Origin of the sequence: Actinomadura luzonensis, assembly GCF_022664455.2 — a bacterium.
GTDB classification, from domain to species: Bacteria; Actinomycetota; Actinomycetes; order Streptosporangiales; family Streptosporangiaceae; genus Nonomuraea; species Nonomuraea luzonensis.
This window is the reverse complement of record NZ_JAKRKC020000002.1, coordinates 613,635-638,102: the sequence shown is the minus strand read 5'-3', so window position 1 is coordinate 638,102 and position 24,468 is coordinate 613,635. Positions and strand designations below refer to the sequence as shown.

Annotated in this window: 21 protein-coding genes; 10 read left to right on the top strand and 11 right to left on the bottom strand. The window is 76.5% G+C overall.

Annotated features, from left to right (window positions below; genetic code table 11):
• Positions 1 to 118: 118 nt before the first annotated feature.
• A complete protein-coding gene (locus MF672_RS33110; protein ID WP_242383613.1) occupies positions 119 to 1,801 on the top strand; it encodes a SulP family inorganic anion transporter in 1,683 nt (560 codons plus the stop codon).
• Between the two features lie 101 nt (positions 1,802 to 1,902).
• Positions 1,903 to 2,787 (top strand): thiamine pyrophosphate-dependent enzyme, encoded by an 885-nt coding sequence (locus MF672_RS33105; RefSeq protein ID WP_242383614.1) that lies wholly within the window; start codon positions 1,903 to 1,905, stop codon positions 2,785 to 2,787.
• Between the two features lie 57 nt (positions 2,788 to 2,844).
• Here the strand turns inward: MF672_RS33105 and MF672_RS33100 are convergent, their stop codons facing one another.
• The 6 genes from MF672_RS33100 to MF672_RS33075 all read right to left on the bottom strand — a co-directional run bounded on the left by MF672_RS33100 (position 2,845) and on the right by MF672_RS33075 (position 7,840).
• Positions 2,845 to 3,708: an SGNH/GDSL hydrolase family protein gene (locus tag MF672_RS33100; RefSeq protein WP_247815532.1), complete on the bottom strand. Its 864-nt coding sequence runs from the start codon at positions 3,706 to 3,708 to the stop codon at positions 2,845 to 2,847.
• A gap of 66 nt (positions 3,709 to 3,774) precedes the next feature.
• A complete protein-coding gene (locus MF672_RS33095; RefSeq protein WP_242384108.1) occupies positions 3,775 to 5,010 on the bottom strand; it encodes a hypothetical protein in 1,236 nt (411 codons plus the stop codon).
• Between the two features lie 311 nt (positions 5,011 to 5,321).
• Positions 5,322 to 5,957: a response regulator gene (locus MF672_RS33090; RefSeq protein ID WP_302893320.1), complete on the bottom strand. Its 636-nt coding sequence runs from the start codon at positions 5,955 to 5,957 to the stop codon at positions 5,322 to 5,324.
• Positions 5,954 to 7,102: a sensor histidine kinase gene (locus MF672_RS33085; protein WP_247815531.1), complete on the bottom strand. Its 1,149-nt coding sequence runs from the start codon at positions 7,100 to 7,102 to the stop codon at positions 5,954 to 5,956. The genes MF672_RS33090 and MF672_RS33085 overlap by 4 nt, the downstream gene beginning before the upstream one ends.
• A gap of 3 nt (positions 7,103 to 7,105) precedes the next feature.
• Positions 7,106 to 7,297 carry a hypothetical protein gene (locus MF672_RS33080; protein WP_242382266.1) on the bottom strand — a complete coding sequence of 64 codons (192 nt, stop codon included), beginning with the start codon at positions 7,295 to 7,297 and terminating at the stop codon, positions 7,106 to 7,108.
• Positions 7,298 to 7,384: 87 nt separating this feature from the next.
• Positions 7,385 to 7,840, bottom strand: a complete 456-nt coding sequence (locus MF672_RS33075; protein WP_242382267.1) for a MarR family winged helix-turn-helix transcriptional regulator — start codon at positions 7,838 to 7,840, stop codon at positions 7,385 to 7,387.
• Between the two features lie 93 nt (positions 7,841 to 7,933).
• Between MF672_RS33075 and MF672_RS33070 the strand changes: the two genes are divergently transcribed.
• Together MF672_RS33070 and MF672_RS33065 are read left to right on the top strand one after the other, a co-directional pair.
• On the top strand, positions 7,934 to 8,848 hold the full coding sequence (locus tag MF672_RS33070; protein ID WP_242382268.1) for an alpha/beta hydrolase: 915 nt from the start codon (positions 7,934 to 7,936) through the stop codon (positions 8,846 to 8,848).
• Between the two features lie 205 nt (positions 8,849 to 9,053).
• Positions 9,054 to 9,623, top strand: coding sequence for a dihydrofolate reductase family protein (locus MF672_RS33065; RefSeq protein WP_242382269.1), 570 nt, complete (start codon positions 9,054 to 9,056; stop codon positions 9,621 to 9,623).
• Between the two features lie 100 nt (positions 9,624 to 9,723).
• Here the strand turns inward: MF672_RS33065 and MF672_RS33060 are convergent, their stop codons facing one another.
• Positions 9,724 to 10,068 (bottom strand): VOC family protein, encoded by a 345-nt coding sequence (locus MF672_RS33060; RefSeq protein ID WP_242382270.1) that lies wholly within the window; start codon positions 10,066 to 10,068, stop codon positions 9,724 to 9,726.
• A gap of 155 nt (positions 10,069 to 10,223) precedes the next feature.
• Between MF672_RS33060 and MF672_RS33055 the strand changes: the two genes are divergently transcribed.
• Positions 10,224 to 11,222 (top strand): LacI family DNA-binding transcriptional regulator, encoded by a 999-nt coding sequence (locus MF672_RS33055; RefSeq protein WP_242382271.1) that lies wholly within the window; start codon positions 10,224 to 10,226, stop codon positions 11,220 to 11,222.
• A gap of 65 nt (positions 11,223 to 11,287) precedes the next feature.
• The gene (locus MF672_RS33050) at positions 11,288 to 11,851 is read left to right on the top strand and encodes a hypothetical protein (RefSeq protein WP_242382272.1); all 564 of its coding nucleotides are present in this window, start codon (positions 11,288 to 11,290) and stop codon (positions 11,849 to 11,851) included.
• Here the strand turns inward: MF672_RS33050 and MF672_RS33045 are convergent.
• Complete coding sequence (locus tag MF672_RS33045) at positions 11,838 to 15,245, bottom strand: AfsR/SARP family transcriptional regulator (RefSeq protein WP_242382273.1); 3,408 nt, start codon at positions 15,243 to 15,245, stop codon at positions 11,838 to 11,840. The two genes, MF672_RS33050 and MF672_RS33045, sit on opposite strands and share 14 nt — an antisense overlap.
• 140 nt (positions 15,246 to 15,385) lie before the next feature.
• Between MF672_RS33045 and MF672_RS33040 the strand changes: the two genes are divergently transcribed.
• Together MF672_RS33040 and MF672_RS33035 are read left to right on the top strand one after the other, a co-directional pair.
• Positions 15,386 to 16,894, top strand: coding sequence for an FAD-dependent monooxygenase (locus tag MF672_RS33040; RefSeq protein ID WP_302893319.1), 1,509 nt, complete (start codon positions 15,386 to 15,388; stop codon positions 16,892 to 16,894).
• Between the two features lie 41 nt (positions 16,895 to 16,935).
• A complete protein-coding gene (locus tag MF672_RS33035) occupies positions 16,936 to 17,598 on the top strand; it encodes an SGNH/GDSL hydrolase family protein (RefSeq protein ID WP_242382274.1) in 663 nt (220 codons plus the stop codon).
• Between the two features lie 29 nt (positions 17,599 to 17,627).
• On the opposite strand, the gene MF672_RS33030 is transcribed toward MF672_RS33035, so the two are convergent.
• Positions 17,628 to 18,032, bottom strand: coding sequence for a hypothetical protein (locus MF672_RS33030; protein WP_242382275.1), 405 nt, complete (start codon positions 18,030 to 18,032; stop codon positions 17,628 to 17,630).
• Positions 18,033 to 18,254: 222 nt separating this feature from the next.
• Here MF672_RS33030 and MF672_RS33025 point away from each other — a divergent pair, with 222 nt between their 5' ends.
• Positions 18,255 to 19,415 carry a carboxylate--amine ligase gene (locus tag MF672_RS33025; protein ID WP_242382276.1) on the top strand — a complete coding sequence of 387 codons (1,161 nt, stop codon included), beginning with the start codon at positions 18,255 to 18,257 and terminating at the stop codon, positions 19,413 to 19,415.
• Positions 19,416 to 19,544: 129 nt separating this feature from the next.
• Positions 19,545 to 21,407 (top strand): DUF2264 domain-containing protein, encoded by a 1,863-nt coding sequence (locus tag MF672_RS33020; RefSeq protein WP_242382277.1) that lies wholly within the window; start codon positions 19,545 to 19,547, stop codon positions 21,405 to 21,407.
• On the opposite strand, the gene MF672_RS33015 is transcribed toward MF672_RS33020, so the two are convergent.
• Together MF672_RS33015 and MF672_RS33010 are read right to left on the bottom strand one after the other, a co-directional pair.
• Positions 21,404 to 23,131, bottom strand: coding sequence for a heparinase II/III domain-containing protein (locus MF672_RS33015; protein WP_247815530.1), 1,728 nt, complete (start codon positions 23,129 to 23,131; stop codon positions 21,404 to 21,406). The two genes, MF672_RS33020 and MF672_RS33015, sit on opposite strands and share 4 nt — an antisense overlap.
• Positions 23,128 to 24,264, bottom strand: a complete 1,137-nt coding sequence (locus MF672_RS33010) for a LacI family DNA-binding transcriptional regulator (RefSeq protein ID WP_242378636.1) — start codon at positions 24,262 to 24,264, stop codon at positions 23,128 to 23,130. Before MF672_RS33010 ends, MF672_RS33015 begins: the two co-directional genes overlap by 4 nt.
• Between the last annotated feature and the right edge of the window lie 204 nt (positions 24,265 to 24,468).

Genomic DNA, 24,468 nt, shown 5'->3' with positions numbered 1-24,468 from the left:
GCCGCAAAAGCCCTTCGCCGGCGGGACCTTCGTCCCCGATCCGGCGCTCCCCCTGCCGGGCGGGACGCACCGGCGGTTCGGGCTGGCGCGGAGCGGCCCTCGCGGGTCATCCTCGGGCATGATCCGATTCCTGCCCGGCCTGTCCGCGCCGGCCGGCTACCGGCGTGCCTGGCTGCGGGGCGACCTGCTCGCCGGGATCACCGTGGCGGCCTACCTCGTGCCCCAGGTCATGGCCTACGCCACCGTCGCCGGGCTGCCGCCGGTGGCGGGCCTGTGGGCGGCGCTGGCCCCGCCGGCGCTGTACGCGGTGCTCGGCTCGTCCCGGCAGTTGTCGGTCGGGCCGGAGTCGACCACCGCGCTGATGACCGCCGCCGCCATCGCTCCCCTGGCCGCCGGCGACCCGGGCCGGCACGCCGCCCAGGCCGCCGCGCTGGCCGTGCTCGTCGGGCTGCTCGGCCTGGGCTGCCGGATGCTGCGGCTCGGCTTCGTCGCCGACCTGCTGTCCAAGCCGATCCTGGTCGGCTACCTCGCCGGCGTCGCCACCCTCATGATCGTCAGCCAGCTCGGCAAGCTCACCGGCACCCCGGTCACCGGCGACTCCCTCGCCGGCCAGGTCGTCTCCTTCGCCCGGCTGCTGCCCCAGGCCCATCCGCTCACCGTGGCCATGGGCGCGGCCGTGCTCGCCTTCCTGTTCCTGCTGCGGTGGCGGCTGCCCGCCGTCCCCGCGCCGCTGCTGGCCGTGGTCCTCGCCACCGCCGCCGTGGCGCTGCTCGGCCTGGACGCGCGGGGGGTCGCGGTCGTCGGCGAGATCCCGGCCGGGCTGCCGCACCTGTCGCTGCCCCCGCTGCGGGATTCGCTGGAGAGCCTGCTGCTGCCCGCCGTCGGCGTCTTCCTCGTCGGCTACAGCGACAACATGCTCACCGCCCGCTCCTTCGCCGCCCGCCACCACCAGCAGATCGACGCCGACCAGGAGCTGCTCGCCCTCGGCGCGGCCAACCTGGGGGCCGGCCTGCTGCAGGGCTTCCCGGTCAGCAGCAGCGGCAGCAGGACCGCGCTCGCCGACGCGGCGGGCGCGCGCACCCAGCTCTCCTCGCTCGTCAGCCTGGCCGCCGTGCTCGCCGTGCTGCTCGCCGCCGGCCCGCTGCTGGCCGGCCTGCCCGCCGCCGCGCTCGGCGCGATCGTCGTGTACGCCGCCACCCGGCTGGTCGAGCCGGCCGAGTTCCGGCGGCTGGCCCGCTTCCGCCGCGCCGAGCTGCTGCTCGCCCTCGGCGCGCTGGCCGGGGTGCTGGTCTTCGACATCCTGTACGGGATCCTGCTCGCGGTCGCGCTGTCGGTGGCCGAGATGCTGGCCCGCGTGGCCCGCCCGCACGACGCCGTGCTCGGCCTGGTGCCGGACCTGGCGGGCATGCACGACATCGACGACTACCCGGCCGCCCGGACCATTCCCGGGCTGGTGGTCTACCGCTACGACTCGCCGCTGTTCTTCGCCAACGCGCAGGACTTCCACCGCCGCGCCCTGGCCGCCGTGGACCACCAGGACGTGCCCGTCCGCTGGTTCGTGCTGAACGCCGAGGCCAACGTCGAGGTGGACGTCACGGCGCTGGACGCGCTCGACTCGCTGCGCGGCGAGCTGGAGCGGCGCGGCATCGTCTTCGCCATGGCCAGGGTCAAGCAGGACCTGCGCGTCTTCCTGGACGCGTACGGGCTGACGGCGGCGGTCGGCGCCGAGCGGATCTTCCCCACGCTGCCCACCGCGGTGCAGGCCTACGAGGCGTGGCGCCGCGACGCGCTCCCGGGCTGAGCCCCCGGCCCCGCCGCCCGGCCGGGCAAGAGGCGGGCTCCCCGCCGAACCCGGGACCTTGGGCCCTGTCCCTCCTCCGCTCCCAAGCGGAATGTGAGGACATGGCACGCACAACACGCGCGCAGCTCTCCCATGACCGCGACCGGGAACTGCTGCGCCAGATGCTGCGCATCCGCCGTTTCGAGGAACGCCGCGTCGAGCTGTGCGGCGGCGGCGCGCCCAGCCGTGCCCTTCCGAGCCCGCGCTCCCGCTCCCGCTCTCAGCTCGGGGAGGAGGCCGTGGCCGCCGGCGTCTGCCACGCGCTGGACCCTGAGGACGCGGTCGTGTCCGTCCGCTGGGAGCACGGCCCCGCCCTGGCCCGCGGCGTGCCCGCGCGCACGATCATGGCGCAGGCGTGCGCCCGGGCGAGGGGCGCGGGCCCGACGCGCCTCGTCGACCCCGGCCGCCGCTTCTACGGCGGCGACCTCCACGGGGACGATCTCCACGGGAGCGGCCTCTCCCTCGCGGTCGGGCTGGCCACGGCCGACAGGCTGCTGCGCCGCCCGCGCGTGACGGCCTGCTTCCTGGACGAGGACGCGACGGCCCGCGACGAGCTCCGCGACTGCCTCGACCTGGCCGCGCGGTGGCGGCTGCCGGTGCTGCTCGCCTGCGAGAACAGCCGGCACGCGTCGCCGTCGGCCGCGCACGACGCGGTCACCCGGCCCTCGGACGGCTACGGCGTGGTCGTTCGGCCCGTGGACGGCACGGACGTGCGCGCGGTCGCCGACGCGGCCGCCGAAGCGTGCGCGGCCATCCGCGCCGGCGGCGGCCCGCACCTCCTGTCCCTGCGCACCCACCGCCTCCACGCCCCCACGCTGTACGACCCGCTCGACCTGATCACGCTGCCCGGCCGGGAGACGGCCGAGCTGGAGCAGGAGATCGCCCAGGAGCTCGACGAGGCCACCGGCTGCGCCGGACCGGCCCGGCTCCGGCCGGCCGAGGTCTAGCCACGGCCGGTGCCGGCGCAGCGGTGCGGGCCCGATCGGCGAATGTGCGCGGCTCGTTCAGAGGAGGGAGGCGGCGAGGGGGATGTTCTGCGTCCGCAGGGCGCCGGTGACGAGGCGGGCGATGCGCCGGGCGCCGTACGCCTCGAAGTGGGTGTGGTCGTTGCAGAAGAACTGGCCGAGCGGGCCGGAGGTGTAGTCGCCGTTGTTGGGGCACAGGCCGAGGGAGTTGTAGTAGTCGACGCTGAGCGCCTGCAGGTCGATGACCGGGGCGCCGGTGGCGGCGCCGGCGGCGAAGGTCTGGGTGACGAAGCCGCGGTTCCTGACGGCGGTGCCGCCCGAGCAGGTGATGGCCGCGACGGCGGTGAGCAGCACCGGGTGGGCGCCGCGGGCCAGCGCGGCCTGCGCCATCATCGTCATGAGCTGCTGGTAGCGGGCGGTGCCGACGTGGCGCGGGCAGGTGGCCGAGCTGTCGTTGATGCCGAACTGGACGAACAGGTAGTCGCCGGCCTTCATGCCGTTCAGCACCTGCTGCCAGCGGGCGGAGTAGGCGGTGGAGCTGAGGACGCACTCGCCGTCGGAGCCGAGGGCGGAGGTGACGTTCCCCTCGTACAGCCAGGTCTGGATGCTGCGCCCGGCGACGGCGAGGTTGCTGACCACGATGTTGCTGTGGAACAGGCCGTCGAACTCGGTGCCCCAGCCCACGGGGCAGGTGCCGCTGGGGTTGGCCATGGTGGAGTCGCCGGTCAGCCAGACGGTGGTCGTGGCGGCGGCCCGCGCGGCCCGGCCCGCGGACGCCGGCGCGGCGGCGGGCCGGGCGGCGCACGCCGCTGAGCCGGCCGCGGCGGCCGGGGCGACGCCGGGGGCCGCCAGGGACAGGGACATCGCCAGGGCGGAGACGACGAGGAGGCGGATCGTGCGCATGGTCTCTCCTGTCAGGCCGGCGAAGGTCGCCGGCGGCCGTCGGCGCGGCCGGTCAGGGGCGCCGGGTCAGCACCAGGTGAGGGTGGAGTTGACCCGGGTCACGTTGCTGATGGTGTTGTTGCTGCCGGTGCAGGGGCTCCACCTGATCGGCGTGTTGGTGACCGTCAGGTTCTGGAACCTGATGCCGGACGACGGCGGGAACTCCGTACGGGCCGCGATGCGGACCTCCCCGCCGCCGGTGATCGTGCCCGACACCCCGGCGATCACGACGTTGTAGCAGTTCTCGACCAGCACCGAGTTGTTGCCGGTGTTGGCGATGTCGACCCGGTCGATGGTGGCGCCGCCGCTCTCGGAGACGCAGAAGACGCCCCGCCCGCCGCCGCGCGCCTTGACGAGGCCGACGCGGATGTTGTTCGGGTAGGAGCTGCCGATCCGGCCGTTGCGGTTGGCCATGCGGAAGGCGGCGTAGCCGGTGCCGGCCCCGGCGTTGTCGGCGTCGACGGTGCCGACCGTCGCGTTGACGGTCTGGTTGAGCAGCAGCCCGGACTCGCCGACGCTGCGGGCCGTGACGGTGCCGACGGTGAGGCCGTCCACGCCGTAGGTCTCCATGGCGTGCGAGCCGGCGCCCTGCACGTACACGTTGTCGACGCGGACGTTGCGGGTCCACTGGCTGGTGTCGCCGCGGTTGTCGATGCGCACGCCGAGGCCCGCGCCGCCGAGCCGCATGTCGATCTGGCCGAGCCAGACGTCGGTGACGTTGCGGAGGAAGATGCCGTAGACGGGGGTGCCGGTGACGTTGAGGTAGGGCACCTCGATGTTCGTGGTGCCGCGCGAGTAGACCGGCGCGTAGTCGCCGGAGCCGGAGCCGGTGACGTTGATGGTGCCGCAGACCGACAGCGAGGTGTGGCTCGGCAGCGAGATGCGGCTGCCGGCGCTCATCGAGCCGTTGCCGCGCACCACGACGCGCTGGATCGAGGTGCGCCCGGCCGTGAGGCTGCCGATGCCGGCCTGGACCGCGGCCCGGAAGTCGGTGCCGCTGTAGACGGCGGCGCCCGCGCTGCCGCGCGCGGTCCAGGTGCTGCCGCTGACCGTCACCTGCGCCTGGAACGTGCCGTCGCCGCAGGCGGCGGCGGAGGCGGGGGACGGGGCGAGCGTGCCGCCGGTCGCGGCGCCGGCGGCCAGGACGGCGAGCGCGGCGACGAGCCGGGCGAACCGGGAACGGCGGGCGAGCCGGGGACGGCGGGCGAGCCGGTGACGCTGGGGCGCGGCCGGGCGCGGCGCCGCGGAGGTGGCTGTCGTCATGGGGTCTCCGTGGGGTGCTCAGGGGGTGCGGCGAAGTGCGCGCGTGGCCGCGCTCCGCCGTTGAGCGTGCGTGACATCCATAAAAACGTTTCAGGCCGCCTGCCCAGGGACATTAAGGAGCGATCACGGGCCCGTCAAGGGGTGGGCCGGGTTTCTGCGATGTTGCAGCGCCGTTGCAGTGCCGGACCAGGGGTTTACGTATTGCAGGGCATGAATCGTTTCATCGCTGCGCCCTCTCAGCCATCCAGTCCGACAGCCGGGCCGAGCCAGGGCCGCGCCGGGCGGATCATTTACTCGATCGCCGAAATGTCCTACAGCAGCCGGTCGCGCGCGTAGGCGGCGGCCTCCGTGCGGTTGCGGACGCCGATCTTGGCGAAGGCGTTGTTGATGTGCGTCTTGACCGTCGTCTCCGCGATGAACAGGGCCGTGCCGATCTCCGCGTTGCTCAGCCCGCCGGCGACCAGCCGCAGCACCTCGACCTCCCGGGCGGTCAGCCCGTCGGGGCAGGCGGTGACCGGCGGCGGGGGCGCGGCGCGCGACAACGCCTCGACCAGCCGCCGCGACACCGCGGCCGAGAACGTCGACTGCCCGGCGGCGGCCGAGCGCAGCGCGGCGGCGATCTCGGCGCGCCCGGCGTCCTTGGTGAGGTAGCCGCGGGCGCCGGCCAGCAGCGCGGAGTCCACCGACCGGTCGTCGTCGTACGTGGTCAGCACCACGACGGCGGTGCCCGGGTGGTCGCGGGCGATCCGCCGCGTGGCCTCGACGCCGTCCATCACGGGCATGCGCAGGTCCATCAGGACGACGTCGGGACGCAGCCCGGCCACCAGGGCGAGGGCCCGCTCGCCGTCGCCCGCGTCGCCCACCACCTCGACGCCGTCGACCAGGCCCAGCAGCGCCACCAGGCCCTCGCGCATGAGCTGCTGGTCGTCCACGACCAGGACCCTCACTCCGGCACCTCCGCCCGCACCTCCCACAGACCGCCCGCCCGGCCGGCGCGCAGCGTGCCGCCCGCGAGCGCCAGCCGCTCGCGCATCCCCTGCAGGCCGTGCCCGCCGGAAGCCTCGCCGGGCCCGAGCCCGAGCGCGGGCCCGAGCCCGAGCGCGGGCCCGGGCCCGGCGGGGCACGGGTTGCGGACCACGAGGCGGACCGCGCCCTCACCGTAGCCCAGCTCGACCGTCACCGGCTCGCCCGGCGCGTGCCTGGCGGCGTTGGTCAGCGCCTCGCGGGCGGTGCGCAGCAGGCAGACCTCCGCCGCCGGGCTGACCGGCCGCCGCGCGCCCGTGGTGCGCAGCCCGGCCGGCACGTCGTGGTCCCTGCGGTGCTCGGCGACCATGCGGCCGAGCGCGTCGGGCAGCGGCGGCACGTCCTCGCGCAGGGCCGCCACCGCCGCCCGCGCCTCGACCAGCCCTTCCCTGGCCAGCGCCCGCGACCGGCGGAGCCGCGCCACCGCGCCGGCCACGTCGCCCCGCTCGGTGAGCACCGCCTCGGCGACCTCCAGCTGCACGCCCAGGGCGCCGAGGGAGTGCGCGAGCACGTCGTGCAGCTCCCTCGCGATGCGCGCCCGCTCGTCGAGCGCCATGGCCCTGGCCCGCTCCTGCTGGGCCCGCCGGTAGTGGCGCCGGTGCAGCGCGAACAGCACGGTGCACAGCATCACGGCCCCGCGCACCGCGATCGCGGAGCGCGGCGCCCCCTGCCACGCCATGCTGCCGGTCATGAGGGCGAGGTCCGCCGCGGTGACCGCGACGATCGTCCCCATGCCCGGCGTGCCGTGCGCGGCGAACAGCAGCAGCGTCGCGAACAGGAACACGGTGGGCGCCGGGTCGGACGAGCCCGACACGGCGGCGGCGACCGCGGAGGCGGCGGCGAGCAGGGCCGCGGCCACGCGCGGGAACCGCCCGTCGAGCACGACGAAGGCGAGCCAGCAGGCCATCGACCCGCCGAGCGCCGCCCACACCAGCGCGGCGAGGCGGTCGGGCGCGGCGGTCGCCAGCGACCAGGCGAGGACCAGGCCGATGAGCAGCCGGACCAGCCGGCCCGACTCCGGGTCGTCGGCCGCCAGCAGCCGTACGGCCCGCCCCCACACCTCCCGCATCGTCTAGCGCGAGTCCCTCAGGGTCAGGATCATGTCGACCAAGATAACCCGGAAGACGACGAAGCCGGCGACCACCAGCAGCGCCACGACCACGATCGCGAGCAGGAACTTGCCGTTCATCTTTCCCCCGTTGGCGTCAAGGAGCCGGTGCAGCAGGGCGAGCCACAGGCTCGGCCGTCCAGTGCGTCTGTCCATGTCGCCGACGGTACGGAGCGGGCCGGGTGGAGCGGCACCTCCGGAAGGTGGACGCGAGGGTGGAGACGGGTGTCCGGCCGCCGGCCGTCAGGGCGCGCGAAGCTCCGGGGACCAGCCCGACTCCAGGGCGGCGCGGATCGTCCGCAGGGTGCGGGCCGTCTCCTCCAGGGCGGCGGGCGGCACCAGCCGGGCGGTCCAGCGGTCGATCTCCGTCGCGTAGGTCGCGCGGGCCCGGTCCAGGGTGCGGACGCCGTCGGGGGTGAGCTCCAGGAACGACGAGCGGCCGTCGGCGGGGTTGGCCACCCGGCGGCACCAGCCCGCGGCCACCAGCCGGTCCACCGCCTTGCTCGCCGCGCCGACCGTGATGGCGACCTCGTGCACCAGGTCGAGCACCCGGCAGGTGGGGCGGCCGGCGATCACCGTCATCAGGTCGTACTGGCCCAGCCGCAGGCCGTGCTCCGCCTGCAGCCGGGCGTCCACGGCGTTCCACAGGCGCGTCTCGACGCGGACGAGGTCCACGAACAGTTGCCCGCTGTCGGTCACGAAATTTCTCCCCTTGGGCGGAATTAGATTCCTTGGAATCTGGTTGCGATGTGCATTCCTCGTAATCTAACTGACCGGACCTGGAGGTCACCGATGAGCCGTCGGCAACGCCACGACCTGGACGCCCTGCTGCGCAGCGCGCCGAAGACCGCGTACGCCACCGTGGAGGAGGCGCGGGCGAGCTTCGACCGGATGTTCGACGCCCCCGCGCCGGACGGCGTCACCGTCCGGGAGGGCGCCCTCGCCGGCCGCCCCGCCCTGGAGATCGAGGCCGGCGACCGGGCCGGGGACACGGTGGTGCTGTACCTGCACGGCGGCGGGTACGTCGTCGGGTCGCCGCGCACGCACGCCGCCCTCGCCGGCGAGCTGACCCGCCGCGCCCGTACGCGGCTGGTCTCGCTCGACTACCGGCTCGCGCCCGAGCACCCGTTCCCCGCGGCCGTCGAGGACGCCCTCGCGGCCTACCGCGAGCTGCTCGAACGCGGCGCGCGCCCGGCCGGCATCGCCCTGGCCGGCGACTCCGCGGGCGGCGGGCTCGCGATCGCCACCCTGCTCGCGGCGCGCGAGGCGGGGCTGCCCATGCCGGCCGCGGCCGTGCTCTTCTCCCCCTGGGCCGACCTGACGCTCACCGGCGACAGCATGGAGACCAAGCAGGGCCTCGACCCCATCTTCGACCGCTCCGACATCGAGGGGTACCGCGCGCACTACCTGGGCGCGCGGGACCCGTCCGCGCCGACGGCCAGCCCGGCGCTCGCCGACCTCACCGGGCTGCCGCCGCTGCTCGTCCAGGCCGGCTCGAACGAGCTCCTGCTGGACGACGCGGTCCGGCTCGCCGCCCGCGCCGCGGCGGACGGCGTGGACGTGACGCTGCGCGTCTGGGGCGGCCTGCCGCACGTCTTCCAGCACCAGTACGGCTCGGTGGAGGAGGCGGGGCAGGCCCTCGACGACGCCGTGTCCTTCCTCTCGCGCGCCCACGCGGCCGCGGCCGCCGAGGACCTGGTGTCCTGAGCCCGGGCGGCCGGTGGTGGTCGCGCGGCGGATCCGTGTCCTGTCCGTACCCGCTCCGTGGCGGTCGCGGGGGCCGCACGGTTGACCCGGCGCGGGCGCGGCGGGCATCGTCCCGAAGGTGTTTCCGCGCCGGGCCGCCGTGGCGTGTCGAGATCCGGCGGCCGGCTCCGACCGGAAGATGACGGCACGAACAAGAGGGGTTCACATGGGCAAGATCGTTTACTGGGTGCACGCGTCGGCGGACGGGTTCATCGACGGGCCCGGCGGCGAGTTCGACTGGCCGGTGATGGGGCCGGAGCTGTCGGCGTACTCGGAGGCGCTGGACAAGGGCGTCGGCACGTTGCTGTTCGGACGGCCGGTGTGGGAGATGATGGTGGGCTTCTGGCCGCAGGCCGAGTCGATCACGGACGACCCGCACGTCGCCGCGTTCGCGCCGTTCTGGCGCGCCACCCCGAAGATCGTCTTCTCGCGCTCGTACCCGGGCGACGACTGGACCAGCCGCGTCATCACCGGCGACCTGGCCGAGGAGGTGGCCGCGCTCAAGGCCCGCCCGGACAGCGGGGACCTGCTGCTGACCGGCGGCGCCACGCTCGCGGCCGCGCTGACCGAGCTGGGCCTCATCGACGAGTACCACATCGCGGTGCACCCGGTGGTGCTGGGCGGCGGCCGGCGGCTGTTCGGCGCGCCGGAGCAGCGCCGGCACCTGCGGCTCGTCGAGTCACGGGTGCTGGACGGCCAGGTCGTGGTCTCCCACTACCGGCTCGCCTCCGGCTGAGCGCGGCCCGCGGACGGGGGCGAGGTCGTCGCCCAGGTGGCGGTAGGTGACCGTGAGGGCCGGAGCGCGCGGCCGTACGCGGGCCGGCCACCCACCCTGGTCAGGGGCCGAGCATGCCGCCGAAGCTGATCTCGTTGCCCTCCGCGTCCCGGTAGGTCACCTTGGTGACGCCGCCCTCGTACGTCTCGCGCCGCGCGGGCTCGATGCCCCGCCCGCTGATCGCGGCGACCCGCCCGTCCAGGTCGTCCACGAACGACAGCATCAGGGCGTTCCCCGCCCGCCGCGGGTCCTGCACGATGTAGGCGTAGCGGTTGTCGGCCAGCTCCCACACCGCCTCAACGTCGTTCGGCAGGAACGACGGCGGCCCGCCGAAGAGCCGTTCGTACCACGGCAGGGCGGCGGCGTAGTCGGTGACGGGGATGCCGGCGAAGAGGTCCCGGGCCATGCGTCCTCCAGGTGTGTGCGACGGTTCGTCCGTACAGACCTCGCCGGCCGGCCGGACTCATCGCGGGCGGGCCGGTGCCCGCCCGCGCGCTAAACTCGGCGCGACGGCCGCCCCGACCAGGGCGGCACCTTCGGCGGCGGGACACGGGGCGCGGCATGGTGACCATGGGAGACGTCGCCCGGCTGGCCGGGGTGTCGAAGATGACCGTCTCCAACGTGGTCAACAACCGCGACGGCGTCAGCGACCTGGTCCGGCAGCGGGTGCTGGACGCCATCGAGCGGTCCGGCTACCGCGTCAACCTCTCCGCCCGCACCCTCAGGTCCGGGCGGACCGGCGTCATCGGGCTGGCCGTCCCCGAGATCGACCTGCCCTACTTCAGCCATCTCGCCGAGCTGGTCATCGGGGCGGCACGGCGGCGCGGCTACCACGTCACGCTGGAGCGCACCGGCGCGGTGGCGGCCGGCGAGGCCGGCGCGCTCGCCCACTCCCGCCTCCTGCAGTTCGACGGCCTGATCCTCAGCGCCGTCGCCCTGGACGGCCTGGACGAGCGGCTGACCGACGCCGGCCACCCCATCGTCATGCTCGGCGAGCAGGACTTCGGCGGCCGCTTCGACCACGTCGCGATGCCCAACGAGGACGGCGTCAGAGCCGCCACCCTCCACCTGGCCGACCAGGGGTGCCGCCGCATCGGCATCGTCACCGGCGCCCCGCGCGACGGCGTGAACGTCATCACCCGCCGCTACCACGGCTACCTCGCCGCGCTCGCCGAGCGCGGCCTGGCCGCCGATCCGCCCCTGCTCCTCCCCCTCAACGACATGACCATGGAGGCCGGCCGCGCCGCCGCGCACCGCCTGGCGGACGCCGGTCACGAGGTGGACGGGCTGGTCGCGGTGACCGACACCGTCGCCACCGGGGTGCTGCGCGGCCTGGCCGACCGCGGGCTGCGGGTGCCGGGCGACGTGCGGCTCGTCGGTTTCGACGACGTTCCGCAGTCGCGGTTCCTGGTGCCCTCGCTGTCGTCCGTGGCGCCGGACCACCGCTGGATGGCGGAGAAGGCGGTCGAGCTGCTGGTCGAGCGCATCCGGGCTCCGCACCGGCCGACCGGCGCGTACGTGGCGCCGTTCGAGCTCGTCGTCCGCGAGTCGACCCGCTGAGCGTGGCCCCGCGGCCCGGCGGGTACGTCGCAACGGTGCCGTCGTGCGAGGAGGAGCCCGCCCCGATGGACGCCGTGACCGTCACCAAGGACGGGCGGAGCTGGCGGATCGCCACGCCCGCCGACGTCGACTGGCTCGCCTGGCGCACCGAGCCCGGCCTGACGGTCACCACGGCGATCCCCCCGCTGTTCGACGCCTACGCCACCTTCCACCCGCCTCGCGGCGTCGAGGTCGAGGACCACGAGCGCGCCGTGGTCGCCCGGCTCGCCGCCCGCACCCCTGACCAGCCGTGGTGGCTGGGCTACCTCGACACCGGCGCCCACGACGTCGTCTTCCCCCGCGCGCCGCGGCGGCTCCTCTACTGGGACTGGCCCTACGTCCTGGTCGAGGCCGGGCCCGAGCAGGCCCTCACCTGGCGGGCCGGAACCATCCGGGGCGAGGGCTCGCTGCCCGACCTGTTCTTCCCCGCCGACCGCTCCTGGCTGGTCTCGGCCCTGTGGGACGACACCTGGACGTGCGTCGGCGGCGGCGCCGGGCTGATCGAAGCGCTGCGCCGTGACCCGCTCGTCGCCGCCCGCCCGGTCGGCCCCGACGAGGACGCCCTCCCGCCGGGCCTCACCCGCGACTGACCGCCCCCGGCTCATCAGGGGCCGTGCCCGAGCCGGCCGCCTCCTGGTGCCACCCAGCCGGATCGGGGCGCGGCCCGGCGGCGTCGCGGTGCGGCCCGGCCGGGTCGCGGTGCAGGCGGGCCGGGTCGGCCTCGGTGGCGGCCGTGCGCGCGTCCAGCGTCCAGCCCTCCCGGTACGCCGCGCCGAAGGCGTCGGCGCCCAGCGCGGCCCGGCTTCGGCGGGTCAGCTCACGGACCTGCCGGTCGCTACGGTCGTGCGCGCCGCGCAGCCGGGCGGCGACGCCGAGCAGGACCGCCGCGTCGCGCTGCCGCCCGTACGAGCCGGCGAGCGCGGCCACGTGCACCGCCACCTGCGACAGGATCGGCAGGTCCCGCGTCCTCCGCGCCGCCGCGTACGCCCTCGCCAGCGCCCGCTCCGCGCCCGCCGGGTCGCCCAGCTCCAGGCAGAGCCACGCCCGTACGCCGCCGACCAGCGCCCGCGCGTGGTCGCCGGGGAACGCCTCGCCGGCGGCCGGGTCGCCGGGCAGGTCCCGTTCGGCGGCCTCCAGCAGCTCCCGCGCCCGGTCCAGCTCGCCGAGCCGGACCCGGAAGGCGGCCTCCCAGGCGTCGACGAGCACCGCCAGCTCGGGCGGGTTCGCGGGCCGCGCCCGCGCCGCGTCCAGGATCGCGCCCGCCCGCACGTCGTCGCCGCGCCGCAGGTGCAGATCGACCCAGCGCAGGTCGCCGAACACCTCGTCGGCCGGGCCGAGCGGGCCGAAGCCGGCGGCCAGCGTCCTGGCCTCGCGCAGGTCGGCCGACGCGCCGTCGAGGTCGCCGTCGTACTGCCGGAGCTGGGCGCGCATCGGCAGCGCGGCGGCCTGGCCCCAGCGGTCGCCGGTCCGCCGGAAGCAGGCCAGGGCGGCGTCCACGTCGGCGCGGACGTCGCCGAGCTCGCCCGCGTTCTCGGCGAGCTGCGCCCGGAACAGCCGCGCCGCCCCGGACAGCCACACGTCGCCGCCGCCGGCCAGCCGGTCGATGAGTGCCGGCCTGCTCTTGTCGTCCTCCTCCTGCAGGAACGCGAGCGGAAGCGCGGCGAGCGCGCCGTGCCGGGCGGGCGGCTCGGGGGCGGCGAGCAGCCGGTCGGCCAGCTCGCGAAGACGCGCCCGGTCGGCCGCGGCCTCCTCCGCCGTTCCCGGCCCGGCGAGGACGCGGTTGATCAGGTGAATCGCGTGGGCGAGGTCGGAGCCGCGATCAGCGGCGTGATCCGGCTCGCGGCCGGGCACCGCCAGCGCCTCGCCCAGCCAGTACGCCGCGTCGCGGTGCCGGCCGAACATCTGCCAGTACCAGCTCAGGCTGAGCGCGAGGGCGACCGCCCCGGAGGCGTCGCCGGTGTCGCACCGCCGGCGCAGGGCGGCCAGGGTGTTGTCGTACTCGGCGCCGATGACGCGGAGGGCCGCCGCCTGCTCGGGCCCGCGCAGCCGCGCGTCGCACCGGGCCGTCAGCTCGGCGAAGTGCCCGGCGGCCAGGTCGCGCACCGTGCCGAGCCGGCCCGCCGCCGCCAGCCGGTCGACGCCGTACGCGCGCAGCGTCTCCAGCATGCGGTAGCGGCCCGGCTCCGGCGCGAGCCGCAGCAACGACCGGTCGACCAGGGCGGCGAGCAGGCCGGGCAGGTCGGCCGGCGGCACGGCGGTGCCGGCGCAGACGGCGGCGGCCGAGTCCGCCGTGACGCCGCCGGGCAGCACCGAGACGCGTTCGGCGACCGTGCGCTCGGGCTCGGTCAGCAGCTCCCAGCTCCAGTCGATGACCGCGCGCAGCGTACGGTGCCGGGGCAGCGCGCCGCGGCTGCCGTTGGTGAGCAGCCGGAACCGGTCGGACAGCCCGTCGGCCACCTCGGGCAGCGACATCGTCCGCAGCCGGGCCGCGGCCAGCTCCAGCGCCAGCGGCATGCCGTCCAGCTCGCGCACGACCCGCGACACCTCGGGCAGCGTCGTGTCGTCGACGTCGAACCCCGGCCGCACGGCCTGCGCCCGCTCGGCGAACAGGCGCACCGCGTCCGCCCGGCGGGCCCGCTCGGCGTCGTCGTCCGGTGCGGGCAGCGGGAGCGGGCCGAGCGGCACCAGCGCCTCGCCGCCGATGGCGAGAGGTTCGCGGCTGGTGGCCAGCACCCGCAGCCCGGCGCACCGGGACAGCAGCGCCGCCACCAGGCGGGCCACCGCGTCGATCAGGTGCTCGCAGTTGTCGATCAGCAGCAGGCTCTCCCGGCCGCCGAGCCGGTCGGCGAGGACGTCCAGCTCGTCGCCCTCGACGCGCAGCCGCGCCTCGAACACCGCGCCGCCGCGCGGCCCGGCCCCGGCGAGTACGGCGGCGGCGACCTTGGCGGGCTCGGTGACCACGGCGAGGTCGATCATCCAGGCGCCGTCACGGTAGTCGTGGCGGTGACGGCGGGCCGCCTCGACGGCGAGCCGCGTCTTGCCTGCGCCTCCGGGGCCGAGCACGGTGACCAGCCGTCCGGCGGCGAGCAGCGCGCCGATGCGGGCCAGCTCGTCCGCACGCCCGACGAGCCCGGTCACCGGCACCGGCAGCTCGCCTCCCCAGGCGGACGCGGCCGGGGGCCGGTCACTCGGTCTCACGGCGTCCGGGGCCGGGGCCGGGGGCGTGGCGCGGAGCAGGCGTAGGTGGCGATCGTGCAGGGCGGTGCCCGGGTCGGCGCCGAGGGCGTCGGCCAGGGTCTCGCGGACGCGTTCGTACAGGGCGAGGGCTTCGGCCTGGCGGCCCTGGGCGGCGAGCGCGTCCATGAGCAGCGCGGCCGCACGTTCGTGGAGAGGGTGCTCGGCGAGCAGGGCGGTCAGGCGGGCGGCGGCCTCGCCGGCACGGCCCAGCGCCACCTCGGCGTCGGCGAGGTCGGCGACGGCCTCGGCCGAGAGGTGGGCCAGCCGGGTCGCGACGGCGGGCGCCACCGCCGCGACGGCGGCGGGCTCACTGCCGGGAGGCTCCCGCCACAGCGTCACGGCCTCGCCGAGCACGGCCGCCGCGGCCGCCGGGTCGCCGGCGCGCAGCCGGTCCCGGCCGGCGGCGGCGAGCTGTTCGAAGCGCAGCGCGTCCACGGCGGCCGGGTCGATCTCCAGCCGGTAGCCGCCGCCGGCGGCGGCCTGCGTGACGTCGCGCGCCGAGCCGAGGGTCCGGCGCAGGCGGGAGACGAGGGCCTGCAGGGCGTGGGCGGGATCGGCCGGCGGGTCCTCGGCCCAGATCGCGTCGGCCAGGACCCCCTGCTCCACGGCGCGCCCGCCGGCGAGCGCCAGCCGGACGAGCAGGCTCCGCAGCCGCGCCCCCGGGACGGGCAGGACGACGCCGCCGCGCGACAGCCGGAAGGCGCCGAGCAGCGTGACGCGCAGCCGCACGCCTCCGTCCACGTCCACGTCTCCCCCCTCTTCGCGTGTGCTCTCACACCGTCCCACATCGTGTGAGCGCCGTGTGCGCCCCGTGTGAGCGGCCGGTCGGAGGGTGGGCCTGCCGGTCTGGTGGACAGGGCGGCGACCTTCGGAAAGGAGTGTGTCCGGTGCATGACGTGGTGATCGTGGGTGCCGGCCCGGTCGGCCTGTTCCTCGCCTGCGAGCTGGGCCTGGCGGGCTGTGCCGTCGTGGTGCTGGAACGGGAGCCGGAGCCGCGCTCCCCGTGGAAGGCGCGGCCGCTCGGCATGCGGGGGCTGTCCGCCGCGTCGGTCGCGGCGTTCCGGCGGCGCGGCTTGTCGCGTCCGCTGCTGGAGGCGTCGGGGGTGGAGGCCGGTCCCGCGGCGGACGGGCCGCGGCGCGGTGGGGGCCACTTCGCGGGCATGATGCTCGACCCGGCGCTGATCGACCTCGCCGCGCTGCCGTACCAGCCGGCCGGACCGGCGGCGGAGGGCGTCATGACCGACCTCGAAGCGGTCGAGAGGGTGTTGTCGGAGCGGGCGGCCGAGCTGGGCGTGGAGGTCAGGCGGGGCGTCCCGGTCGAGGCCGTCGCGCAGGACGGGGACACGGTGGTCGCGCGGGCGGGCGGGCAGGAGCACCGGGCGCGCTGGCTCGTCGGCTGCGACGGCGGGCGCAGCACGGTGCGGAGGCTCGCGGGCTTCGGCTTCGCCGGCACCGAGCCGCTGTTCACCGGTTACGTGATGCTCGCCGCGATCGCCGACCCCGGCAAGCTGCGGCCCGGGTTCACGCTGACGCCGGCGGGCATGTACCTGCGGACGCCCGCGCCGGGGTACGTCGGGATGCTGGAGTTCGACGGCGGCGCGTACGACCGCTCGCGCCGGCCGGACCGCGACCATCTCCAGGCGGTGCTGCGCCGGGTGTCCGGCACCGACGTGACCTTGGACGACGTCCACCACGTCTCCACCTTCACCGACCGGGCGATGCAGGCGACGACGTACCGGCAGGGCCGCGTGCTGCTGGCGGGCGACGCCGCGCACGTCCACTCCCCTCTCGGCGCGCAGGGACTGAACCTCGGCATCGGCGACGCCGTCAACCTGGGCTGGAAGCTCGCCGCGACCGTGCGCGGGCACGCTCCCGACGGGCTGCTCGACACCTACGCGGACGAGCGCCGCCCGGTCGCCGCGCAGGTGCTCGACTGGACGCGGGCCCAGGCGGCGGTCATGCGGCCGGACCCGCACGCCCAGGCGATCCAGGCGGTGCTGCGCGACCTGCTCGCGACCCGCGACGGGGCGACGTACGTGTTCGGCAGGCTGTCGGGCGCGTCGCTGCGCCTCGACCTCGGCGGCGGCCATCCGCTGACCGGCCGGGACGTCCCGGACCTCGCTCCCGGGGACGGCGTCCGGCTCGCCGACCTGCTGCGGGACGGGCGGGGCGTCGTCCTCGACCTCAGCCCCGGCCGGCGGCTGCGCGACCCGGCGGCGCGCTGGTCGGATCGGCTGCGCTACGCGGCCGGCCCGGCGCGGGACGGGCTCGGGGCCGGCCTCGGCGCCCTGCTCGTACGGCCGGACGGCGTGGTCGCCTGGGCCGGCGAGCGGGAGCCGGACCGCGCGGCGTTCGAGCGGGCCGCCGGCCGCTGGTTCGGCCGTCCGGCCGCCTGATCCACGACACCTCATCCAACCCTTTCGAAGGAGCACACACAATGACGATCACCCTCCGGCCCGGCAGCACCGTGATGTTCACCGGCGACTCGGTCACCGACTGCGGGCGGCGCGGGAGCGAGGACGGCCTCGGCTCCGGCTACCCGCTGCGCGTCGCGGGCGAGTGGGGCCTCCGGCACCCGGACCGGCCCGTGACCTGGCTCAACACCGGCGTCGCCGGCGACAAGGTGAGGGATCTCGAAGCGCGGTGGCAGGCCGACGTGCTCGACGCCCGTCCGGACGTGGTGTCGATCCTCGTCGGCGGCAACGACGTGGCCTGGCACTCCTACGACCCGGACGGTCACGTGATCCCCGCCGAGGAGTTCGCGGCCGGTTACGACCGGCTGCTCGCGCCCCTGGCCGCGGCCGGCGTCGAGCTGATCCTCGTGGAGCCGTTCCTGCTGCCGATCCGCGGCCTGGTCGAGGTGGGGGACGTGCACCTCGGCGAGGACGTCCGCAGGGAGTGGCGCGCCGACCTGGACCCGAAGATCCAGGTCGTGCGTGAGCTGGCGGGCGCGTACGGCGCGCGGCTGCTCGCCGCCGACGGCATGTTCGCCGCGCTCGCCGCGACGACCGGGCCGGAGTACTGGGCGGCGGACGGCGTGCACCCGACGCCGGCCGGGCACGCGGCGCTCGCGGCCGCCTGGCTGCGCCTGGTCGCCTGACCGGACCGGAGGGGCGGGGGCAGGGGCGGTCAGGGGTCGACGCGTTCGGCGACGGAGTCGTAGCCGCCGCCGTCCGGGTAGACCCACGCGCCGGTGAGCCGCCGCCCGTCCGGGCTGAAGACGCCCTGGTAGTAGGCGGGTGAGCCGCGCTCGCCGGCCCAGATGGTGAGCATGTCGCCGTCGAGCTCGTAGGTGTAGTCCAGGGTGCTGCCGTCATCGCCGTAGTAGCGGGACTTGATGTCGGCGCTGGGCTCGGCCATCAGGGTGCGCTCGCGGCCGATGATCTCGATGCCGTTCGCGTCGCCCAGGTGCACGTCCTGCTGCAGGAAGAAGTCGTTCAGCCAGCGGTAGGTGACGGTGCCGCCGTGCCCGCCGCTGATCCTCCACGTGCCGACCAGCCGGTCCAGGGCCCGCAGCGCCTTGTCGTCGGTCATCGTCGTCTCCTTCACGGTGGGGGGTGGTCGCCTGTACAGACTCGCGCCGGCGCCGGAACTCATCGCCGAGAAGGTCGAACAGCGCCTGACCGGCATGCGGGAACACGACGGGTGGGCCCTCCCCAGACGTGGCCGACGCCCTCGCCGGCGCAGGACGGCCCGCGCATGCCGCCGTCCCCGCCGGGTACCTGGGGGGCACGGGATGACGCCGTGGGGGCGGCCGTGACGGGGGGACGCGGGGTGGCGTTGCGCGCGCTGATCGTGGAGACGGGCTTCAGCCGGGGGGCGCTCGCGGCGGTGCGGGCGCTGGCCGGCGCGGGCTGGCAGGTCGGCGTGGGCGCGCCGGCGGCCTCGGGGCCGGCGTCGTCGTCGCGCCTGCGCCGCTGGAGGCATCGGGTGCCGGCGGCGCACGAGGACCGCGACGCCTTCCTCGCCGCCGTGCGGGACGCGGTCCGCGACCGGGGCTACGACATCGTGTTCGGCGCCGGCGAGGCCGAGGTCCTGGCGCTGTCCAAGGCGCGGGACACGGTGGAGGCGGTCGTCCCCCACGCGGCCCACCCCAGCGTGGTGCGCGCGATCGACAAGCAGTCGCTGTGCGACGCCGCCAGGTCGATCGGCCTGGCGACGGCCCGCGCCCTCGACCCGGACGCGGTCGCCGGCGAGCACCGGCCGCTCGTGGTGAAGGCCCGGCTGCACGCGCAGCCGGACCGGCCGGGCGCCCCGCCGCGGATCGACACCCTGGTCGTGCACGACGGCGCGGCCGCCCGCCGCCGGGTGGACGAGGTGCGCGGGCTCGGCGGCGAGCCCCGCGTCGAGGAGTTCCACGCGGGCCGCCTGATGGCCTACTGCGCCGTGGTCACCCGCGAGGCGCGGGTCGTGGCCGACTGCATGCAGGTCGCCTCGCGGATCTGGCCGCCCGAGGCCGGCGCGAGCTGCCGCGCCGAGACCGTGCGGGTGGACCCGAGGATCGCCGGCCCGGCCGTCCGGCTGCTCGCCGCCCTCGGCTGGTTCGGGCTGGCGCAACTGCAGTTCGTAGTGCCGGAGGACGGCGCGCCCCGGCTCATCGACCTGAACGGCCGCTTCTACGGCTCGATGGCGCTCGCCACCGCGGCCGGCGCGAACCTGCCGGCCGCCTGGGCGGCCCTGGCCACCGGCCAGGACGTGCCGCCCGCGCGGGCCCGGCCGGGGGTGCGCTACCACTGGCTGGAGGGCGACCTGCGGCGGGCCGCCGCGGAACGCCGGGGCGGTCTCGTCGCCGACCTGGCCGGCACGCTGCGCCACGCGGCCGGGGCCACGCACAGCGTGCTGTCGGCCCGCGACCCGGGGCCGGCGCTGGCCCGGGTCAGGGAGCTGGTGTCAGGGATCCGGTCCCGGCACGGGTGAGCCGGGAGGGCGACGCGGGTGAGCCGGGAAGGCGACGCGGGTGAGCCGCGAGCGCCGCCGGCGGGCGCTTGACGGGCGGGACGCGGTGGTGCCAGCATCGCCGGGGTCCACGATCGGCGGGAGGCCCCCATGCGCTGGCTGCGGGAGCTGGACGACCGGCGGCTGTCCCCCCACACCGGCTGGACCAGGGACCACTGGGCGGCGCTGGCCGACCACCTGCTGCTGTCGGCCCGCCGGCACGCCTCCCCGTCCCACGCGCGTTTCTCCTTCCCCGGCGAGCCGGGCGGCTACGGGCCGGACGTGGACGGGCTGGAGGGCTTCGCCCGGACGTTCCTCGCGGCCGGGTTCCGGGTGGCGGGCGAGGGCGGCCGCGACCCGCACGGCCACCTGGAGTGGTACGCGCGCGGCCTGGCGGCGGGCACCGACCCCGCCTCCCCCGACCGCTGGGTGCGGCTGGACGAGCACGACCAGGCCAAGGTGGAGGCGGCGTCCATCGCGCTGGTGCTGCACCTGACCAGGCCGTGGCTGTGGGACCGGCTCGACGACCGGGTGCGCGAGCGGGTGGTGGAGTACCTGGCACCGGCGGTCGGGGCCGCGTACCCGCCGATCAACTGGGTCTGGTTCCAGATCGTCGTGGAGCAGTTCCTCGCCTCCGTCGGCGGCCCGCACTCCCGCGCGGACCTCGAGGCCGGGCTCGCGCTCACCGACGGCTTCGCCCGCGAGGACGGCTGGTACTCCGACGGCGACCGGCGCGCCTACGACCACTACGCCGGCTGGGCGCTGCACTTCTACCCGCTGCTGTGGGCCGAGATGGCCGCCGGCGACCCGGCCGCCGACGGCCGCGTCGCCGGCTACCTGGGGCGGCTGCGGCGCTACCTAGAGGACGCCGTCCACCTGGTCGGCGCGGACGGCTCGCCGCTGCTCCAGGGGCGCAGCCTCACCTACCGGTTCGCGGCGGCCGCGCCCTTCTGGACGGGCGCGCGGGCCGGGCTGGCGGCGCCCGCGCCCGGGCTGCTGCGCCGGGCCGCCTCCGGCATCGCCCGCCACTTCGTCCGGCACGGCGCGCCGGGCGACGACGGCCTGCTCACGCTCGGCTGGCACGGGCCATGGCGGCCGATCGCCCAGTCGTACTCCGGCCCCGGCTCCCCCTACTGGGCGGCCAAGGGCCTGTACGGGCTGACGCTGCCCGCCGATCACCCGGTGTGGACGGCCGTGGAGGAGCCGCTGCCGGTGGAGCGCGGCGACTTCCGGCGGGTGGTCCGGGCGCCCGGCTGGCTGGTGTCCGGCACCCGGGACGACGGCGTGGTCCGCGTCGTCAACCACGGCACCGACCACGCCACGCCCGGGGACCACCGCGCCGACTCGCCGCTGTACGCCCGCCTCGGCTACTCCACCGCGACCTCGCCCGTCCTGGCCGGGCCGCACGCCGCCGACCCCCTGGACCAGTCGGTCACGCTCCTCGACGGCGACGGCCGGCCCAGCCACCGCACCGGGTTCGGCACGCTGTTCGCCGCGCGCCTGCCGAGCGGCACCGCCGTGGGCGCGTCCCGGTGGCGGGCCCACTGGGTGCGCCCGGACCCGGACGTCCCCGACCACGGCTACGGGCGCGGCGGCGACGTCACGCTCGGGCCGTCGATCACGGTCGTGTCGGCCCTGCGCGGCGCCTGGGAGGTGCGGCTGGTCCGGGTGGACCCGGAGTGCGCGTTCCCGCTGCGGGTGGGGGGCTGGCCGGCGCCGCCGGGCCGGACCTCCGCCGTCGTCCCCGGCCCGGGGCTCGACCTGGCGGACACGGCCGTCGCGCGGGACGCCACCCCGCTGTCCGGCCACACGGCGATCCCGTGGTGCGGGACGGCGGCCGCCGCCGAGCCCGGCAGGTGGTACACGGCCACGATCCTGCTGGCCGGGGGCGCCCCCGGGCGCGCCCCCGTGGTCGTGGGGCGGTGTGTGACCTGGTCCGACGGCACCGAGGACGTCCTGGAGCTCCCCTCCTAGGTGACGCGGAAGACGAAACGGTGCGGACCGGACGGGACGGCGGCGGTCAGGCGTACCCGGTGGACCGTCTCCCGGGCGCCGTCGTGGCCGCGGACCCGCAGCTCCTCCGCCCGCGCCCGCCACGGCTCCGGCACGTCGAGCACCACCGGCCCCCACCGGACGACGCCGTCCCGGACCGCGGGACGCGCGCGCGAGACGAACACCTCCTCCACCCGGCACTCACCGCCGTGGAAGGCGAAGTCGTCGGCGACGTCGAGCCGGCCGGGACGCCAGGTGAAGGTGCGGACGAACCGGGCCAGGCGCGGCGTGCCGTAGGCGGCGGTGAGGTCGAGGGCGAACAGCAGCGGCTCGCCGGGGACGTGCGCCGCGACCCTCGCCGCGCGCTCGCGCCCCGGGAGCTGCGGCGTGCCGTCGATGAGGGGGACGGAGTGCCAGGCGGCGGACGCCTGCGGGGTGCGGTAGCGGTGCGGGCCGAAGTAGCCGCGGGTGTACTCGGGCGCGCCCAGGTCGTCCAGCACGGTCGCGCCGCCCGCGCGCAGGACGAAGTGGCCGAGGTCGAGGTGGTTGTGCGGCTCGTCGTTGTGGCCGCCCTTGGCGGCGAAGGCGCTGCCGGGGGCGCGGGCGGCGACGATCCCGGCGTCCGGGAGGAACGCCTGCGGCGCGGGCGGGCGGCGGGCGGCGCCGGTGCTCCACCACAGGGTGCGGCTCAGGTGCGCCCAGCGGTAGCAGGGGTCGTCATGGAAGGACGGCTCGGCCGGCTGCTCGGGCACGGGCACGTCCAGCCGCTCGGCCAGGCGGTCCAGCAGCCCGGCCGGGTACGCGCCGCGCCCGGCCGAGTCGGCGAAGGCGGGGCGGTGCCCGCCGCCGAGGTCGATCGCGGCCGGATAGCCGGCCATGGCGCGCACGTGCGGGTCGTCGAGGAGGTCGCGGCCGGTGTGCGCGCGCAGCGCCTCGGCGAAGTAGACGAAGTACCCGAAACCGTAGGCCCAGTAGTCGGGACCCTCCAGGCAGGCGCCGTCCCGGCCGGCGCCGGAGCGGAACGCGGCGAGGGCCGCCTCCACGCGGGGCAGGAGCGCGGGGAGGCGGGCCGAGCCGAGGGCCAGGGCGGCCATCCCGGCCGCGCCCGCGCAGACGGCGGCCCAGTTGTGCGCGCAGGTCTCCCACCACATGCGGCGGGCCTGGAAGGGCGCGAGCACCCGCCGGTCCACCTCGGCCCGGACGCGGGCGCGCACGCGCGGGCCGAGCCGGACGCCGGGCAGGACGGTCGCCTCGGCCAGGGTGTGCGCGGTCTCGGCGGCGAACAGGTCCACCACGTGCCGGCCGGCGGGTGCGCCGGGGGGCGGGGCGTGGGCGGGGAGCGCCCAGGTGCGCTCCTCGCAGACCGACCAGAGGAGATCATCGAGCGCGGGATCCCACCGGCCGTCGCGGCGGCCGTCGGGCCGGTCGTCGGGGCGGTCGTCGGGGCGGTCGTCGGGCCGGTCGTCGGGGGCGTCGGTCAGGTGGGCGGCCAGGAGGAGGGCGGACAGGCGGCGGCGGCGTTCGAAGTAGACGGACTCGTAGGCGAGCCGGTCGCCGGTGTCGGCGAAGCGCCGCCACAGGGCGGCGGTCAGCGCGGGCGCGGGCGTCCCCCGGGCCCGTTCGGCCTCCTCGCGGATCTCCCGCGCCAGCCGGCCGAGCCGCCCCGCCGCGCCGGCGGGACGGGCGGGCAGCGCGGGCGGGGTCACCGGGGGCCGAGCCGCCGGACGGAGCTGCGCACGACGATGTGCGTCCCGAGCGTCAGGACCCGCGCCGGACCGTCGCCGTCCGGCCCGCCCGCCTCAGGCGGCCCCGCCGCGCCGGGCCGGGGCGCGAGAAGAGGCGCGGGAAGGGGGGAGGGAAGGGGCGAGCCGGGGGTGCGGCGGCCGAGGGCCAGGCGGACCGCGGCGCGTCCCAGCTCGTCGTGCGGCAGGTGCACCGTGGTCAGCCCGAGGTCCTGCGCCGGGGGCACGTCGTCGTAGCCGACGATGGAGACGTCCTCGGGCACCCGCAGCCCGTGCTCGCGCAGCGCCTGGATGGCGCCCGCGGCGACCACGTCGTTGCCGGCGAAGACGGCGGTGAAGCGGGGCGGCCCGGCGGCCAGCAGGCGGCGCATGGCGGCGTACCCGGACTCGCGGTCGAACTCGGCCGGCACCTCCAGCCCGGGGTCGGCGGGCACGCCGTACTCGGCGAGCGCCGCCCGGTAGCCGGCGACGCGGCTGTCGGAGGTGGAGTGGCCGGGCCGCAGCCCCAGGTAGAGGATCCGGCGGTGGCCGGCCGACAGCAGGTGGGCGGTCACCGCGTGCGCGCCGCCGGTGTTGTCGAAGTTGACGACGAGCGCCGGCACCCCGTCGCCCAGCGGCGGCCGCCCGCACAGCACCAGGCGGGAGCCGGCGGCGGCGAGCGCGTGGGCGTACTCGGTCATGCGCTTGCGGTACTCCTCGTCCACGACCACGCTGCCGACCAGGATGACGGCCTCGGCGCGCTGCTCGCGCATGAGCTGCACGACGGACAGCTCGCGGCCGGTGTCGCCGCCGGTGGTGCAGATGAGCGACAGCCGTCCCTCCTGGGCGGCCTGCTCCTCGACGCCCTGCGCGATGAGCGCGTAGTACGGCACGGCGACGCTGTTGACGACGATGGCGACGGCGCCGGGCCGGGCCGCCGACAGGGCGCGGGCGTGGGCGTTGGGGACGTAGTCCAGCTCGCGCACCGCCCGGACGACCTTGTTTCGGGTGGCCGCGAGCACCGGGTACTCGCCGCCCAGCACGCGGGACACCGTGGCCACCGAGACGCCGGCCCGCCTGGCCACGTCCCTGATGGTGACACGGTTGGGCGCGGTCATGCGGGCCTCCTGTCGGCGGGTCTCGCAGGTAACCGGTTACCTGACCGATGCCCTGGACGCTAGGAGATCCCGTTTTCGCCGTCAACCCTGCTCTGAGCGCGTTTGTAACGAAAAGTTAACAAGACATTGACTCCTCTGGACGATCGCGTCTACCGTCCGGCTCACGACGTCTGAAGTAACCGGTTACCTGACATCGGCCCCGAT